Below are 18,374 nucleotides of genomic sequence, written 5' to 3' on the forward strand. Positions count from 1 at the left end.
GGCTTTGTTGCGTAATTCGATGGAACTAAATCAGGAAGTTACGATCTGATCGGCTACATCAGTTAATCATCGTAGCCTTATGCCGAAACCTCGTTACAAAACAACTAACTGGAAACAGTACAACAAAGCCCTAATCAACCGTGGTTCACTCACTTTCTGGATTGATGAGGAAGCCATACGCGAGTGGAAGCAAAGCAAACAGAGTAAGCGCGGCAGGCCTCGTCGATTCAGCGACCTAGCCATTACTACCGCACTGATGGTAAAACGCGTTTTCTCTATGCCATTGAGAGCGCTGCAAGGTTTTCTAGACTCAGTATTTAAGCTGGCTAACATACCGCTTGTTTGTCCGCATTACACCTGTATAAGCCGTCGAGCCCAGCAGGTTGAGGTTTCATTTAAAACTAAAACCAGAGGTGCGATACAGCATCTGGCCATTGATGCCACTGGTCTCAAGGTTTATGGCGAAGGTGAATGGAAGGTCAAGAAGCACGGTACTGACGGGAAGCGTAGAGTCTGGAGAAAGCTGCATTTAGCAGTCGACACCAGTACTCACGAGATAGTAGCAGCAGAACTGAGTTTATCTAATGTCACTGATTCAGAAGTCCTTCCTAATTTGCTCAAGCAAACACGTCGACAAATCATCGAGATATCTGGAGATGGTGCTTACGACACAAGGAACTGCCATGATGCCATACGGATTAAGCGAGCTATTCCGCTTATCCCACCAAGAGAAGGGGCAGCCTTCTGGGAACAAGGACATCCTCGCAATTTAGCAGTGGGTTGCCAAAAGCTCTACGGCTCCAACAAGAAGTGGAAAAAGCGGTATGGTTATCACAAACGTTCACTATCAGAAACAGCCATGTATCGAGTGAAGCAGTTGCTAGGTGGGAGGTTAAGCCTGCGAAACTACAATGCTCAGGTTGGCGAAACCTACGCCATGATTAAAGCGCTGAACAAGCTTACAGGGCTTGGTATGCCTGAAACTCAGTTTGTTGTTTAAGAATTGCACAATTTCGGGCGGTTTGTTTTTCTGTCCGAATTACGCAACAAAGCCAGTTTCTTTTGCAAAAATTAACCAAACTCATGGTTTTAATCTCCATTTTAACGAGTTTCAGCTAAACAAAAAAACAGCGAAAATGGCCCATGGTTGTCTTGTCGTCTGCGCATTTGTAAATGATGACCTTTCAAAAGAAGTACTAGAAGCTCTGTGTGAGCAAGGTGTAAAACTCATTACTATGCGTTGCGCAGGATTTGATCGTGTTGACTTGGACGCAGCTAAAAATCTGGGTATCCAAGTAGTACGCGTCCCAGCTTATTCACCAGAGTCTGTGGCTGAACATACGGTTGGCCTAATGATGAGCCTCAACCGTCGATTCCACAAAGCCTACCAACGCACTAGAGATGCGAACTTTAACCTTGAAGGGTTGGTGGGTTTTAACTTCTACGGCAAAACCGTTGGTGTTATCGGTACGGGTAAAATTGGTATTGCGACCATGCGCATCCTAAAAGGGTTAGGGATGAACATTCTTTGCCATGACCCATATGAGAACCCTCTAGCAATAGAAATGGGCGCAAAGTATTGCTCCAAAGAAGAGCTATTCCAGCAAAGTGACATTATTACTCTGCATTGCCCAATGTTTAAGGAAAACTACCACCTACTCGATGAGGCCGCTTTCAACCAGATGAAAAATGGCGTGATGATCGTTAACACCAGTAGAGGCGGATTATTAGACTCTGCCGCTGCGGTTGAAGCACTCAAGAAAGGCCGTATAGGCGCTCTAGGACTTGATGTTTATGAGCACGAAAAAGAGCTGTTCTTCCAAGATAAATCGAATGATGTCATTGTTGATGATGTTTTCCGTCGCCTATCAGCTTGTCATAACGTTCTATTTACTGGCCACCAAGCGTTCTTGACCAATGAAGCCTTAGGCAACATTGCAGAAACCACTCTGACAAATATTGAGGCGTTCGCCAATAACCAAGCTTCCGGTAACGAAATCATCGAGTTTTAAACCCACTCAACAAAAAGAGCCCCTATCAAAGGGCTCTTTTCGTTTTTCATTATTTTCTTAACGCATTAAGTTTAGCTTGGGCGACACCGTAAATGGTATCGATTGGATAACTGCCTTCTTCACTCGGCGTACCTGCAGGCTTACCAGTAAACAATTCAATTGCTTCAGTAACGTGGTCAATCGCCCATATATTGAACTCGCCTTTTTCGACCGCTTTAACGATATCAGGGCGCAACATAAGGTTATGCATGTTAGAACGTGGGATAATGACCCCTTGATTGTCATTACGTCCCTTGATCTTACAGACATCAAAGAAGCCTTCAATCTTCTCGTTCACCCCACCGATTGGCTGCGATTCACCGAACTGGTTCATTGAACCCGTAATCGCAATGTCTTGGCGGTTCGGCTGTTTTGAAAAGGCAGACACTACGGCACAGAATTCGGCCATACTCGCACTGTCGCCATCCACTCCGCCGTAAGATTGCTCAAAGGTAATGGTCGTACTGAGCGGAACCTTGGCTGTTTTACCAAACACTGATGATAGATAAGCACTTAAGATCATCACCCCTTTGGAGTGAATGCTGCCACCAAGATCCACACTACGCTCAATATCGATAACCTCACCGTCCCCATAACAAGTCGTCGCAGTAATTCGGTTTGGCGCACCAAACATATACTCACTGGTACTCAATACAGACAGTGCATTAACCTGACCAATCGCTTCGCCATCAGTATGAATCAGGGTTGTACCGTTAACAAAGCCCTCCATAACACTGTCTTTCAAGCGACTGACACGCATCTCTTGGTTGGATAATGCTTCTTCAACATGACTTGCACGGATCATATTCGAATTGGCTTGTCGTGCAACGTAGTTTGATTCACGCAGTAAATTGGCAATATGAGCCGAGTGCAATGAGATCTTATTTTGATCGCCGGCTAAGCGAGAGCTATGTTCAATGATTCGCGCAATCGCTTTACGATCACAGTGCAGCATGTTGTTGTCATTTACGACACTTGAGATGAACTTAGCGTATTGCAGCTCTGATTCAGCATCACGCTTCATTTCATCTTCAAAATCCGCTGTCACTCTGAACAGTTCGCTGAACTCTGGATCGTAGTGCTGCAGTAGTTGGTAAGTACGATAGTCACCAAATAGGATGATTTTTACATCCAGCGGTATCGCTTCAGGGTCGAGAGAGACTGCCCCCGTAAGCGTGACTTCTTTTTCTAGCGAGGTAAAGCTTAATTGTCTTGCTCTTAATGCACGCTTAAGCCCATCCCATACATAAGGTTGTTCGAGTACCTTCTGCGCATCCATCAGTAGTACACCGCCATTGGCTTTGTGTAGGCTACCCGGACGAATCAGCGAGAAGTCGGTAAATACAGTGCCTTTAAAGGTCGCTGTTTCAATATAACCAAAGAGCGTGTGGTAATTCGGGTTTTCTTCAACCACAATTGGGAAATCTTCATTTTTGCGGCTTACTAAAACGTTAACCTTGTAGCGACGTGGCAACTTCTTATCAAGTGATGCAGTTGCAGCCTCACCTTGCTCAGCGCTTTGCTCCAAGAATATATCGGCATTTTCGACAATATCCGCCTGCAGCTCTGTAAGGTAGGCCTTGATCGCTGGATAACCAGAGTAGTCCTTTTTCAGCTGCTTAATGAAATGCGTAATCACATCTAACGTCACGTCATCATTGAGCTTTTTGATCTTCTCGCTGTAGGTCTCCTCCCATTCCGTCAACTGTCGAACCATAGTTCGAAGCTGAACTTCGAGGTTATCAATCGCGCTACCAAAGTACTCTTGTTCTTTTTTACTCAGCTCATCAAATGTTTCTTCGCTATGCAGTTCTTCACCATTCATCGCGACAAATTGATAATCACCTTGAGTAGTAATTGTTAAGCTGATCCCTTTGGATTTCGCCTCTTTGGTGATTACTGCAAGCTCGGCTTCTTGTTTAGCTGCTAATTGATTTTTTAACTTATCAGCACGGCTAAAATAGAGCTCGTTATCGAACGCAAGTGGCATTGCGTTAACCAATTTTGACATCAGCTTTTCGATATCTTGCTTAAGTTTACTGCCGACACCACACGGCAGCTTTAGCACTCTTGGCGTACGAATATCTTCAAAATTCGCCACATAGCACCAATCAAACAGTTCAGTGGCATCGTGTTGATGACGGTTTAGGTATCGGAGGATCATCGTCCGTTTACCGAGGCCATTTTGGCCAATCGCGTAGATATTGTAGCCTTTCTCTTTGATCGACATAGCAAACTCGACAGCTTTTTGTGCTCGCTCTTGCCCGACAATTTCGTCGATAGGCGGTAACTCTTTTGTCGACTTGCTTTCTAGTTTTTCTAGTTCAGCTGTTAGGTATAGCTGACTGGCTTCAAGTCTTTGAATTGTCATCACTCTATCCTTGTATTGAATACTCTATAAGAACTAGTTTAGGCCAGATTTATTTATATTTTAGTGACTTACAGCCAATTCGAGTTTAAGTGATTACTTTTTATCCATTCACGTGCAAATTTCAACATTAAAATGATAACCATTTGCATTAGTTAATGAATTGCATTTAAATATAGCGATGATTCGTTAGTAGAGTATATGGATATGGATTTGCAACAGTGCTGGACACACTATCTAAAAGCAGAACAACTATTAGAGCAAGGTCATTGGCCTGAAGCTCATTACCTGTATGACCAAGTACTCAACCATCTTCCTGCTCACCTACAACACGCGGTAACGGACGAGAACACCAAGCCGTGCCAATTTAGCTGCCTTGTAACGGGACTACGCGATGCGGCGGTATCTCAATCCGAGATCTTAAATAAGATGGGACAACATCAACAAGCGTTCGATCTGCTCAATCAAAGCTATGCTCAGCTTCAATTTATCTCCATCGAAACTTTTGATTTAGTCAATGCTACGCAGCACATTATCCACAAACAGTGTGAAGATTTATTGACCCACATGGGCGCGTTTTGCAGTGCTCAGCGCAGCGCACAATGGATGCTTGAGTTTGAAGGTGTACAAAAGGCCCACCACTATTTTACAACGCTAAAGCAATACAACGCTGTCATGGAACAGTCGCATATAATAAATTAATAAGGAAATATCATGTCACAGACGACCATTTTGTCGGTTAAAAACCTTTCGGTGAGCTTTACCACCAACGATGGTATTGTCGACGCAGTCAAGAATGTCAGTTTCGATCTATTTCAGGGCGAAACCCTAGCAATCGTTGGAGAGTCAGGCAGTGGCAAGTCCGTTTCAACCAATGCGTTGATGCAACTATTACCTAACAATGCTCTGATCCACTCTCAATCTCATATTGAATTTGAAAACAAATCATTACTCGACCTATCTGAAAAAGAGATGCAATCGATTCGCGGCGACCGTATCGGAATGATTTTTCAAGAGCCAATGACGTCATTAAACCCGTTTATGCGTGTCGGTATTCAAGTAGCTGAAGCAATTATGTGCCACCGAAGCGTGACTCGCTCACAAGCAAAAGCTAAAGTACTTGAGCTGTTTGATTTGGTTCATTTGCCAAACCCGCAACAAGCCTACACCAAATACCCACACGAATTTTCTGGCGGTCAGCTGCAACGTATTATGATCGCGATGGCTCTAATCAATGAACCTGACATATTGATCGCCGATGAGCCAACAACGGCTTTGGACGTGACTGTACAAGCGGAAGTGCTTAATCTGATTAAAGAAATTCAGGCCAAAATGGGCATGTCTATCCTGTTCATCACACACGACTTAGGAGTAGTCAAACATCTTGCCGATCGAGTCATTGTGATGTGTAAAGGGGATGTTGTCGAGCAAGGAGAGTGCGACATGTTGTTTGCTAATCCTCAACATGAATACACCCAAATGCTGATCAACTCGAATCCGAAAGGGAGCAAAGACCCTATTCCTGAGCATGCGCCTGCTCTGCTTCAAGCTGATGATATTAGAGTGAAGTTCCTGATAAAGTCTCACTTCCTACCTAACAAAAACCAATATTTTGAAGCAGTTAAAGGCATTTCTTTAGAGCTAAAACAAGGTGAAACCTTGGGTATTGTTGGTGAGTCTGGCTCAGGTAAATCAACCCTTGGACGTGCACTTATCGGCTTACTTCCTTCAACAGGTCGCATTCAGTTCAGAGGCCAAGATCTCGCTAACCTCAATGATAAGCAGCGTTTTGAGCTCAAGAAAAATGTTCAAATGGTGTTCCAAGACCCGTATGGTTCGCTATCTCCACGCATGACAGTCGGTGACATTATTACCGAAGCACTGACGGTCCACCAGACACAGCTAACTCGCCAACAACGCATGGCTCGTGCTCGTAAAGCGCTCGAAGAAGTCAAGCTCGACCCGCATTCTATTAACCGTTATCCACACGAATTCTCTGGAGGACAGCGACAACGTATTGCCATCGCCCGCGCACTGATTCTTGAGCCTTCGTTCATCTTACTTGATGAGCCAACATCGGCACTCGATCGTTCCGTTCAGTTGACAGTTATCGACCTACTCAAAGATATCCAAAAGAAACATAACATCGGTTTCTTGTTTATCAGTCATGACCTGAGCGTAGTAAAAGCGTTGTCTGACCGAGTATTGGTTATGCAGAAAGGCGAAGTGATGGAACAAGGCACCGCCGATGAGATCTTCCATAACCCACAAAGCGACTATACCAAGAAGCTGATTGCGGCTTCCTTTGATTTAGATGAAGAAATCGAAGCAGCTTAAGTCAACCTGACCTAGACTTAATAAGATCGGTTTGGCCGCCGACTTAATGCCGATGCACGGATGCATCGGTATTTTTTCATCGTAAGGACAATCAAAAATAGTGAGAGATAGCTAAGTAGCGCGTGCGAATATGCTCAATCAATAGCTTTACTTTGTTTGGCGGCTGTCGAGTAAATGGATAAACCGCGTAGATTCCCAATCGCTTACCAACTTGTTCTGGGAACAAATCAACTAGCTGCCCATTGCGAATATCGTGATAGACCAAACAACGCGGAACGTAAGCAACACCGTGCCCACCCAACGCAGCCTTTCTCAATGCGGTTGCATTATCGGTCGAAAACGAGCCCGATACTTTAACGATATAGTTGCCCTGCTCCGCTTTGAATTCCCACTCACTTGCCCCCGTTGTCTGATAAGCATATTGAAGACAATTGTGTAAGATGAGATCTTGAGGCTCGTTAGGTTTGCTGTTTCGCGCAATATAGGCAGGCGACGCACACACCACCCACTGTGAATCGAGTATGTGCCGAGCAATCAAGCTAGAGTCTTCTAGATAACCAGTACGAATAACAAGATCGTATCCGCCCTCTACTAAATCAACAAAGCGGTTATCGAGCGACATATCGACCGATAAACCGGGATGAAGATTACAAAACTCTGCGACTGCATCAGCAAGGATCAAATCACCAGAAATGGAAGGGACGGACATTTTGATATGGCCGATAACGTTTTCGCCAAAGCCTGAAACTGCATCCATAGCCTCCTGAGTGGCTTGCTTCACAGTTTTGGCACCTTGGGTGAGCGCCTTACCTGCTTCGGTCAGCGTCAATTTACGCGTTGTTCGATATAATAGCTGAACTCCTATTTCTTCTTCGAGTCTGGCAATTCTTTTGCTAACTACCGAATTTGTAAGGCTATTTGCTTCAGCCACCTTACTAAAGCTGCCCATTTCAACCACTTGAGAAAATAGTATTAGATCATCTGCACGCATTGATTATGTCACTTTTGGAACTAATTATTTTCATTATTTCCCTATATCCACAAAAAATAAAGAGGTAAATTCACCTCCAATTAACAAATACATCACAAATATAAATTCTAAGAAACTCTCCAGAGTTCAGCCTACAGAATGTAAAGGACATACTAATGAGTGAAACAATACTTGCCCTCGTGGCTTTCTCACCAATTGTGGTGGCAGCCATACTCCTTGTCGGTCTCAACTGGCCAGCCAAAAAAGCCATGCCTGTCGCTTTTGGATTGACCGTTGTTATCGCCCTATTCGCTTGGGATATGTCGACGACTCGTGTCATCGCCTCTATTTTTCAAGGTTTAGGTATCACCGTTTCAGTCCTTTGGATTGTGTTCGGGGCTATTTTCCTGCTCAACACGCTCAAACACACCGGAGCGATCTCTACGATTAGAAATGGCTTCACCAATATTTCCCCTGACCGTCGTGTTCAAGCGATCATCATTGCGTGGTGTTTTGGTTCATTTATCGAAGGGGCCTCTGGGTTTGGTACGCCTGCAGCGATTGCCGCTCCGCTACTTGTCGCGATTGGTTTCCCTGCGCTTGCCGCCGTTCTAATGGGCATGATGATCCAATCAACGCCTGTATCATTTGGCGCTGTGGGTACGCCTATTATTGTTGGCGTCAATAAAGGTCTCGATACTCACAATATTGGCGAGATGCTCATTGCTAACGGTTCAAGCTGGGATGCCTACTTACAACAGATCACATCTAGTGTCGCACTAATCCATGCCTGTGTAGGTACATTAATCCCTGTCCTAATGGCGATGATGCTAACTCGTTTTTTTGGCAAGAATAAGAGCTGGACTGAAGGGCTAGATATCTTGCCATTTGCCCTCTTTGCCGGCCTTGCGTTTACCATCCCTTACGCACTAACGGGCGTGTTACTCGGCCCTGAGTTCCCATCATTGATTGGTGGTTTGGTTGGCCTAGCGATCGTCGTATCTGCGGCTAAACGTGGTTTCCTAGTACCAAAATCAACATGGGACTTCGAAGACGAAAGCAAGTGGCCAGCCGAGTGGTTAGGTTCGCTTAAAATTGAACTGGATGATAACAAAGCTAAACCAATGAGTATGGTATTGGCTTGGTTCCCTTATGTCTTACTTGCTGTGGTTTTGGTTGCTAGTCGTGTCAACGCTGAATTTAAGGCCGCTCTACGTAGCGTGAGCCTATCTTTTGGTAACATCCTTGGTGAAGCTGGTGTAAGTACCGCTATTCAGCCCTTATACCTGCCGGGTGGTATCTTGGTCTTCGTCGCACTTATCGCTGTATTACTTCAGTCACGTAGTGTTACGCCTCTAGCAAAAGCATTTGGTGAATCAAGTAAGACGCTGATTGGCGCAGGCTTTGTATTGGTGTTCACCATTCCTATGGTACGTATCTTTATCAACTCAGGTATTAACGGTGCCGACCTAGCAAGTATGCCTGTGACCACGGCTAATTTTGCAGCTGGCCTCGTCGGTGATGCGTTCCCAGCATTAAGTGCCACAGTAGGTGCACTGGGCGCTTTCATTGCGGGTTCAAACACCGTATCCAACATGATGTTTAGCCAGTTCCAGTTTGAAGTGGCTCAAACGTTAACGATTTCAAGCGCTGTCATCGTTGCTCTGCAAGCCGTTGGCGCCGCTGCCGGCAATATGATTGCTATCCACAACGTCGTGGCAGCATCAGCAACGGTAGGTCTTTTAGGTCGTGAAGGCGCGACGCTAAGAAAAACCATTATCCCAACCATGTACTACTTATTAGTAACAGGTGCGATTGGCTTATTCGCCATTTACGGCCTACAAATTACCGATGCATTAATGAAGTAAGACTTCGATTTGAGGCGTTACTACTTGTCCCCTGACAATAGACAAGTAACTGCGAAAGCAATTGCAACATATGAGTAGTAACGCTTCTTCTTTATCGCGCAATACCCTGAAAGCCTCCATAGAGTGGTGACAGTTAACGATTGATAGGACTGACATATGATTATCTCTGCCTCTACAGATTACCGAGCAGCGGCAAAAGCAAAGCTACCACCGTTTCTTTTTCACTACATCGATGGCGGCTCATACGGTGAACACACACTGCGAAAGAACACTGAGGATCTTGCAGATATTGCGCTTAAACAACGTGTGCTAAACAACATGGAAGATCTCAGCTTAGAAACTGAGGTGTTCGGCGAGAAACTCTCAATGCCAATCGCTTTAGCGCCTGTCGGTCTTACTGGCATGTATGCACGTCGCGGAGAAGTCCAAGCCGCTAAAGCCGCAGAAAATAAGGGCATTCCATTTACCATGTCTACAGTTTCTGTCTGCCCAATTGAAGAGGTTGCACCTGCGATTGAACGACCGATGTGGTTCCAACTCTATGTGCTGAAAGATCGCGGCTTCATGAAAAACGTCTTAGAGAGAGCAAAAGCCGCCGGAGTGACTACGCTGGTCTTCACAGTCGATATGCCGGTACCGGGTGCGCGCTATCGCGACATGCATTCAGGCATGAGCGGGCCAAACGCTGCTGCCCGTCGCGTGTTTCAGGCGATGCGCCACCCAAGCTGGGCAGTAGATGTCGGGCTATTGGGTAAACCTCATGACCTTGGCAACATTTCCACTTACCGCGGTGAGCCGACCAAGCTTGAAGATTACATCGGCTGGTTAGGTGACAACTTCGACCCTTCTATCTGCTGGAAAGATCTTGAATGGATTCGCGACTTTTGGGACGGCCCAATGGTCATTAAAGGGATCTTAGATGAACAAGATGCTAAAGATGCGGTCTCGTTTGGTGCTGACGGCATCGTTGTGTCTAACCACGGCGGTCGTCAACTAGACGGGGTACTTTCTACCACCAAAGCGCTCCCTTCTATTGCTGACGCAGTAAAAGGTGACTTAAAGATCTTCGTCGATTCAGGGATTAGAACCGGTCTAGATGTGGTGCGTATGCTTGCACTCGGCGCTGATTGTACTCTACTTGGCCGCTCTTTCATTTACGCTCTGGCTGCTCAAGGTCAATCTGGCGTCGAAAACCTGCTCGATCTGTATGAGAAAGAGATGCGCGTCGCAATGACATTGACCGGCGCTAAAAGTATCAAAGACTTGAACAGAGAATCACTGGTCAAAATTAAGTAAATTCAGAAGGTGTCACAGCAAACACATTGAAACTGTGACACTTTTTTATCTACTGGATACATAAAAAAGACAACACCAGTGGCAAACACAAGGAAGCTTACATGTCGAATCGTCTCAACGATAACCGCTATCAACAGCTTGAAGCTCTGCTCGCCGTTGAAATCGAACAACAAAGAATCATCACTGAACATGCTAAACGCTTAGCTTACGGCACTGACGCTAGCTTTTATCGACTGGTTCCGCAAATAGTGCTGCGACTTAAAAGTCTTGAAGAAGTCATTTACGCTATTCAATGTTGTCGTGAGATGAACATCCATTTTACTTTTAGAGCTGCGGGTACAAGTTTATCAGGGCAAGCGGTGTCTGACTCTGTTCTGTTTACTTTGACCGATGACTGGCGCGGTCATGAAATCATCGATGATGGCGACAAGATTCTTCTTCAACCTGGAGTGATCGGAGCCGATGCCAATAAATACCTTTCGCCATTTCAACGTAAGATAGGTCCAGATCCTGCGTCCATTAACACCTGTAAGATTGGCGGAATTGCTGCCAATAACGCCAGTGGCATGTGTTGTGGCACCGCTCAAAACTCTTACCGAACTATTGATAGTATTAAAGTCGTCTTTAGCGATGGAACCTTGCTTGATACTGCAAGCAAGGAAAGTATTGCCGCGTTTAAAACCACTCGTCCTGATATCATTGAGGGCTTAAATACGCTCATCAACGAAACTCAAAACAATGAAGCGCTAAGTGAGCGAATCCGTCATAAATATCGCTTAAAAAACACCACGGGTTACGCCCTTAACGCATTGGTCGACTTTAGTGACCCGATCGAAGTCCTAGAACACTTAATGATCGGCTCAGAAGGTACACTCGGCTTCATTGCTGAGGTGACCTACAACACAGTTATTGAACACAACTTCAAAGCCTCTACCCTGTTGGTTTTCGCCGATCTTGAACAAGCCAGCCAAGCCGTCACTACCTTGTCAAAGACTCCGGTTGCCGCAGTTGAGTTAATGGATGGCCGAGCATTGCGCTCAGTGGCCGATAAGCCTGGCATGCCGAGCTTTATTCAACAGTTAGATCTGGAAGCGACGGCGTTATTGGTCGAGACTCACGCAAGCGAAAAAGTGACTATTGATACTCAATGCCACACAATAATGGCCGCACTTGAAGACTATTCCATTATTGAATCGGTTCCTTTTACATTAGATCCTAAGACAGTCGCTACACTTTGGGGCATCCGAAAAGGTATGTTCCCAGCTGTCGGCGCAGTTCGAGAAGTGGGTACCACTGTCATTATCGAGGACGTCGCTTTCCCCGTTGAAAACCTTGCCAATGGCCTTCGTGATTTACAAGCACTGTTTGATAAATACCAATACTCTGAAGCGATCATTTTTGGCCATGCATTAGAAGGCAATCTTCACTTTGTCTTCACCCAAGGCTTCGAATCTCAAAGTGAAATCGACCGCTATGGCGGCTTTATGGATGATGTGGCCGAACTCGTTGCGGTGAAATATCAAGGTTCACTGAAAGCTGAACATGGTACCGGACGAAACATGGCCCCTTATGTTGAATTGGAATGGGGCAAAGATGGCTATCAGTTGATGCAAAAGATCAAAGCTTTATTTGATCCACAAGGGCTGCTAAATCCTGGCGTCATTATTAACGATAACCCTCACTCGCATCTTGAAAATTTAAAGCCTATGCCCGCGGCAGATTCCTTAGTTGACCGCTGTATTGAATGTGGCTTTTGCGAACCCGTGTGCCCTTCTCGCACATTAACCCTTTCACCGCGTCAGCGTATCGTGCTTTATCGCGAGTTGCAAAGACGACGCGCGTCCGGAGAACAAACCGAAGCCACTGAGTTAGCACAAATATTTGAGTACCAAGGGTTAGATACCTGTGCAGCGACTGGATTATGCGCTGATCGCTGCCCAGTTGGTATCAATACTGGCGAACTTGTTAAACAGCTACGCACTGAGAAATACCAGAAGTTTACCCCGATAGCCAAATGGACAGCGAATCACTTCAGCACCACGACAGCCTTAACTCGCGCCTCACTCAAAGCCAATAAACTCGCCGTCAAAGTGATTGGAGAAAACGGTGTTGCTAAGGTTACAAATGGTATTCGCAAGATGAGCAAAGGCAAAACACCAATTTGGCTTCCAGAAACTCCTCAAGCAAACTCTCATGAATTGAATAAAGCGATGGAACGACTAGTTCGCTCCGATAAGAAAGTCGTTTATCTACCGTCATGTGCGTCACGTACCATGGGCCAACAAGTCGATGCAAATGATCAAAGAAGCCTAACCGAGGTGACATTGTCACTTATCAAGAAGGCTGGTTTTGAAGTTATCATCCCTGACTCTCTTGATGAGCAATGCTGTGGCATGCCATACGATAGTAAAGGTATGAGTGACATTGCGAGTGAAAAGTCTAAGCAGCTTGAATCCGCTCTCTGGAAAGCCAGTTACGAAGGTGAATATCCGATCCTTATGGACACAAGCCCTTGTGCAAAACGAAGTATTGAGAACTTTACCCGCCCATTAGAGATTCTTGAGCCAACAGGTTTTGTTTCCAAGTACCTTATCGACAACCTTTCTATTTCACCAAAGCAAGAAACCGTGATGCTACATATCACCTGTAGCTCCCAACGTATGGGGCTATCTAATGAGATGCTGAATCTCGCGAAACGGTGTGTCTCTGATGTGGTGGTGCCTGAACATATTACTTGCTGTGGTTGGGCAGGTGACAAAGGCTTCACTACACCAGAACTCAATGCCGCTGCGGTTCACCCTTTGAAGCAACAAGTACCCGAAGATTGCCAACGCGGTTTTAGTAACAGTCGAACCTGTGAAATCGGCCTATCGCATCATAGCGGCATCCCCTATCAATCCATCCTGTATTTGGTTGATGAGGTTAGTAGCCCGCTATAATCTCACTTCAAACTTTGAGTACAATTAAATGTTACCTAGGGGTGCTTCTGTTAGAGCTTTGTCGCAACCCTAGAGCATTTTCCTCCATTAGATGTAACAAAAGCTAATAATCTACCCATCTGGTTCAATACCTAAGAAGGAGTGACTATGGAATTTGAAATGTTCGTCTGTGACGCATTTACTCAGCAGCGATTTAGCGGAAACTCAGCGGCGGTAATCCCACTAAACGATTGGTTAAGTGACGATGTGATGCTGAATATCGCTGCCGAAAATAACTTGTCTGAGACCGCATTTATCAAACCAATTGGTATCGACCGATTTGAGATCCGCTGGTTCTCTCCCCTTTGTGAAGTTGATTTTTGTGGCCATGCGACACTCGCTTCTGCCTATGTCCTTTTTCAGCATTTTGATGCGGGCGAAGTGATTCAATTTGAAACCAGAACACTGGGTCCATTAACGGTAGAAAAAGACTTATCAGGTCGCATATTAATGTGCTTCCCACTGCGTGAGCCTGTACCAGTAGAAGCGCCATCAATGCTGCTCGAAGGACTCTCTATTCAACCAAAAGAAGTGCTTCGAAGCGAGCAAGCTTACTTTGCCATTTATGACAACGAACAACACATCATCAACTTAGAAACGAAAAGTGAATATCTAAAACAGCTTGCGCCTTACGATGTGGTAGTGACAGCGGCAAGTGAAAAATACGACTTCATTTCACGTTACTTCTGGCCAGCGAACGGTGGTGATGAAGACCCAGTCACTGGCTCTATTCATGCTGGACTTGCCCCTTTCTGGGCGGAAAGATTGAACAAACCTAATTTATTGGCCTATCAGGCATCAAAACGAGGCGGCACTCTATATTGTCACGTCGAACCTGATCAAGTTATTGTATCCGGCGATGTTGTTCCTTATTCACACGGTAAAATATTTGTCTAACACTCGCGCGGCAATCTAATTCATCTCTGGAGGTAATAAACGACATGATCACCCGTGCATAGATCCTTTCCTTTTCACAAGTTAGTCATGAACATTGACTGCTCTATGGCAACAATGTGTATAATCGACTCCTACTTAAGCGTCTGAATTAAAAAGATAGTTAGGAGGTGTTAATGAAAGTGATTATTCTGCATGGTTTGTATATGCACGGTATGGTCATGCAGCCTCTTGGCCACAAACTCCGTAAATACGGCTATCGTACCAAGATCCTTTCGTACAATAGCGTCGCGATTAATGAGCAACGTCTTTTCTCTCTGCTCGACAAAACCTTATCAGACTCGATGCCCAATGTTCTCGTTGGTCACAGTTTGGGTGGTTTGATCATCAAACGTTATTTAGAACACCGCCAACTTCCCACATCGAAAGTCTCACACGTCGTTACTATTGGTTCACCGCTCAAAGGCGCGTCAATCGTCACCAAGATTCAAGAGTTGGGCATGAGCGCTATACTCGGAAACTCCCCCGACTTTGGCCTGAAACAGCATGAGAGTGTATGGGCATTACCGCAAAAACTCGGCAGTATTGCGGGTACTTTGCCATTAGGAGTACGCTCTTTACTACTGATGGATAATCGAATGATGTCAGATGGGACCGTCACGGTTGAAGAGACTAAGCTTGAGGGAATGACTGATCATATCGAAATTAAAAGCAGCCACACAAGCCTGATTTATAGTGCTTTGGTACCTAACCAGATCCATCATTTTATCCAAAACAATTGCTTCCAAAACTAAAAAAGCAGCGCTTAAAGACGCTGCTTTTATCGGTAAGTCACTCAGCTATTCTTTCGGAGTCAGTGTATATTTCGTTTTCAGCGATTGCTCACCAAAAACTTGTTGAATGCGCTGATTAAACGCCTCTTTTGTAATGGATTGAGCCATAGCCTCTACATCAGTCAATGCGTCAACACCATAGCCATGAATCAAATAGCGCGTATAGAACCATGTTCTTTCTACGGTATCATCCGCTAAGGGTTGTAGGGCGACCACGAGTTGTTTTGCCACCAAGTCAACGTCTTCTTGGTTAACGCCTAACAGCAGTTCTTCAATTACTTTATCGACCGCAGCGTCGACTTTACTGATATCACTTGGGGCGACCTGAGCTTCAATAAACCAGTCCGTACTCGGCTCACTATCTTGAGCGGTAACATAGTTATCTGGCGCATAATCAAGACCTAAATCTTCTCGAATATACTCTGTTAAACGCTTAGAAAGCAGACGCTGAATCATATCGTCGATAAACACAGATTCGACGTCATTGTTTGCAACGCTTGGATTTGTCACACGAACCAAATAGTAACTATTCGGTTCATTGTGAATTGGCATATCGATACGTGACTTAGGTTTCGGATTGTAGTCCGCAGAGAATGCAGGTTTTGAACCATTTTCTAGTGGGATCGATGCAACATAGAAACGTAGCATTTCTCTGATTTGCGCAGGTAGTAGGTCAGCAACAATGACCAGCTTGTTCGAACGATTTACCGAAAAGAGCTGCTTGTAAACCTCTTTGATCTGCGCCTCATTAACCATCGAGATTTCAGGTGCCGATACCATGTAGTGGTAACTCTGTGGCAAGTAACTGTTGCGGTTTATTTCGCGTGTCCACTTCCCTACCGGTGTATCAAGGTAACGATTAATGCCTTCAATATTTTCGCGCGCTACCGTCTCAAGTTGTCTTTTCGAAACGTTGGCATTCGTCGCAATATTGAACATCACATTAAGCGTTTCTGCCAGTTTATCTTTAGGCGCACCTATTTCCAAGCCATGGTGCGTGAACCCAATAAATGGATAGATTTCGATACTGTTGCGTCGCAAGTACGAATCTAAGCCTGAACCATCGAAGCCTCCGATGCCACTTCTAGTAATGGTCGCTACCGCCAGCTCTGAAGCCGGATATAAGCTTGGGTCCAGTACTGCTTTACCACCCTGGCTACCATACACTAAGCGCGCATATTCCCCAGCGTCAGGATCAGCTTCAAACCAAACTTCGACACCATTCGACAATTGCCAGACGGTAAAGCCCGATTCTAATGTTTTTTCACTAACGATCGCCCCATTACCATCCGGACGAGTAAGCTCATCTTCTGTCGCTGCTAACATTAAGGGTTTAACGCCTTGTTGCTTCAGTTGCGTACGTACACTCGGCATGGTCAGAGCAAGTGCTTCAACCTGACTTGCTGAGCTCGCACCTAACACTAAGCTGTACTCTTGCGACAAGAACTGCGCAAGCTGCTGATTAACTCTTTTAAACGTCACGTATTTGATGAACTGCTCTAAGCTCAGCTGATAATCTTGCTTAGATTGAATCGGTTCACCAAAGGAAATTGCGTTTACTTTCGACTCTGCAATATCCGTCGCGCTGCGCTGGTCCCACTGCTCATCCACAGTTTTGACCTGCTGAAGGTAATACGCCATGGCAGCTTCAAGTTCAAGCTCAGAAACGCCATGATCTCGTAACGAAGCAAGTGTCTCGACAAACAGTTTCTGCGTCGCCGCTCTGTCAGCGTCAGAAAAGCTCACTGACATAAGCGCATAGCGTCGATAGTTAATGTAATAAGAAGAGGAGTATAAGCTCTGAACTGGCTGGGCAGCCTGAGCCAAGTTGGTATCTAGACGCGTCCAAATCAACTGTTGAATAATATCATCCATCCAAAGCTTAGTTAGGCCACTACGAGTCTCTATCGCCGCTGGAGCTCTATCAACGAGAAGAGAGATACTAGGCGCGTCATATTCTCCGATAACCTCAGTTAGATCATTCAAAGTCAGCGTAACTTTCTTAATATCGGTGCCATCAGGTAGTTGCCCACCTTCCCAAGTCGAAAACTCACCTTTAATCAGTTTCTCAGCTTGAGTAGGCGTGATATCACCAGTGATCACTACCTCAGTTAATTGAGGGTGATACCAAGTCTCATAAAATGCTCTAATAGACTCAGAAGTCGCAGTATTCACCGACTCTTTGGTACCTAGTGGATCAAGATGTTCTAACTGCGTACCTTTTATCAGTTGGTCATAGTACTTTTCAGATAGTGATTTGTTTTCAAGTCGTGTTCGACGAAACTCTCCTTGAATCACCCCTTTCTCTTTTTCTATTTCCTCAGGTGATAAATCTAGCCCATCCGCGATATCACGCATCCATTTAACGCCATTACTGAGCTGCTCTGAGTCAGGTAAATCGAGTTGATATACCGTTTCATAATAAGAGGTATAGGCGTTGATATCCGCACCAAAGGTTAACCCAGAGTGCTCGAACAAATCGACAATGTCATTCGAGTTAAAGTTACGTGAACCATTAAAGGCCATGTGTTCCAAGAAGTGAGCATAGCCCTTTTGGCTTTCACTTTCATGGGCCGAACCGATGTGCACGTACATACGTAAAGCAACCGACTCGTCATCTGTTGGGTAAATGTGATAACGAACCCCGTTATCTAATACACCTGAAGTCCAACTAGAATCTACCTCAATCGGCACTTCCTGCTTTGATTGTGTGCATCCGACAAGCACAAATAAAATTAATAGAAATATCTTTTTCATAGCCATACTTTATTGTTATTGG

General features: G+C 45.2%; 12 protein-coding genes. 9 read left to right on the forward strand and 3 right to left on the reverse strand.

The genetic code is table 11. The features are described 5' to 3' along the window. The first annotated feature begins 79 nt into the window (after positions 1–79). Both ACU01J_RS17730 and ACU01J_RS17735 read left to right on the forward strand, forming a co-directional pair. Entirely contained in the window at positions 80–1,000 is a 921-nt protein-coding gene (locus tag ACU01J_RS17730) for an IS5 family transposase (RefSeq protein ID WP_481085133.1), read from the forward strand. A gap of 70 nt (positions 1,001–1,070) precedes the next feature. Continuing rightward, positions 1,071–2,012: a 2-hydroxyacid dehydrogenase gene (locus ACU01J_RS17735; RefSeq protein ID WP_481086941.1), complete on the forward strand. Its 942-nt coding sequence runs from the start codon at positions 1,071–1,073 to the stop codon at positions 2,010–2,012. 49 nt (positions 2,013–2,061) lie between these two features. Here ACU01J_RS17735 and ACU01J_RS17740 read toward each other — a convergent pair whose 3' ends face one another. Then, positions 2,062–4,422: an AAA family ATPase gene (locus ACU01J_RS17740; protein WP_481086902.1), complete on the reverse strand. Its 2,361-nt coding sequence runs from the start codon at positions 4,420–4,422 to the stop codon at positions 2,062–2,064. Positions 4,423–4,626: 204 nt separating this feature from the next. On the opposite strand from ACU01J_RS17740, the gene ACU01J_RS17745 reads away from it, so the two are divergent. Both ACU01J_RS17745 and ACU01J_RS17750 read left to right on the forward strand, forming a co-directional pair. After that, a complete protein-coding gene (locus ACU01J_RS17745; RefSeq protein WP_481086942.1) occupies positions 4,627–5,121 on the forward strand; it encodes a hypothetical protein in 495 nt (164 codons plus the stop codon). A 12-nt stretch (positions 5,122–5,133) separates the two neighbouring features. Then, positions 5,134–6,756 carry an ABC transporter ATP-binding protein gene (locus ACU01J_RS17750; protein ID WP_481086903.1) on the forward strand — a complete coding sequence of 541 codons (1,623 nt, stop codon included), beginning with the start codon at positions 5,134–5,136 and terminating at the stop codon, positions 6,754–6,756. 91 nt (positions 6,757–6,847) lie between these two features. Here the strand turns inward: ACU01J_RS17750 and ACU01J_RS17755 are convergent, their stop codons facing one another. Next, the gene (locus tag ACU01J_RS17755; protein ID WP_481086904.1) at positions 6,848–7,747 is read right to left on the reverse strand and encodes a LysR family transcriptional regulator; all 900 of its coding nucleotides are present in this window, start codon (positions 7,745–7,747) and stop codon (positions 6,848–6,850) included. A 155-nt stretch (positions 7,748–7,902) separates the two neighbouring features. Between ACU01J_RS17755 and ACU01J_RS17760 the strand changes: the two genes are divergently transcribed. From ACU01J_RS17760 to ACU01J_RS17780, 5 genes are all read left to right on the forward strand, one after another. Next, on the forward strand, positions 7,903–9,594 hold the full coding sequence (locus ACU01J_RS17760; protein WP_481086905.1) for an L-lactate permease: 1,692 nt from the start codon (positions 7,903–7,905) through the stop codon (positions 9,592–9,594). Between the two features lie 156 nt (positions 9,595–9,750). Beyond that, positions 9,751–10,890, forward strand: coding sequence for an FMN-dependent L-lactate dehydrogenase LldD (gene lldD, locus ACU01J_RS17765; RefSeq protein ID WP_481086906.1), 1,140 nt, complete (start codon positions 9,751–9,753; stop codon positions 10,888–10,890). A 101-nt stretch (positions 10,891–10,991) separates the two neighbouring features. Continuing rightward, complete coding sequence (locus tag ACU01J_RS17770) at positions 10,992–13,829, forward strand: FAD-binding and (Fe-S)-binding domain-containing protein (RefSeq protein ID WP_481086907.1); 2,838 nt, start codon at positions 10,992–10,994, stop codon at positions 13,827–13,829. 147 nt (positions 13,830–13,976) lie between these two features. Continuing rightward, positions 13,977–14,765, forward strand: a complete 789-nt coding sequence (locus ACU01J_RS17775) for a PhzF family phenazine biosynthesis protein (RefSeq protein WP_481086908.1) — start codon at positions 13,977–13,979, stop codon at positions 14,763–14,765. Positions 14,766–14,938: 173 nt separating this feature from the next. Further along, positions 14,939–15,556, forward strand: coding sequence for an esterase/lipase family protein (locus ACU01J_RS17780; RefSeq protein WP_481086909.1), 618 nt, complete (start codon positions 14,939–14,941; stop codon positions 15,554–15,556). A gap of 45 nt (positions 15,557–15,601) precedes the next feature. On the opposite strand, the gene ACU01J_RS17785 is transcribed toward ACU01J_RS17780, so the two are convergent. After that, positions 15,602–18,352 carry a M16 family metallopeptidase gene (locus tag ACU01J_RS17785; protein ID WP_481086910.1) on the reverse strand — a complete coding sequence of 917 codons (2,751 nt, stop codon included), beginning with the start codon at positions 18,350–18,352 and terminating at the stop codon, positions 15,602–15,604. Positions 18,353–18,374: the final 22 nt, after the last annotated feature.

It is taken from the genome of Vibrio sp. 2433-A1 (assembly GCF_056726085.1).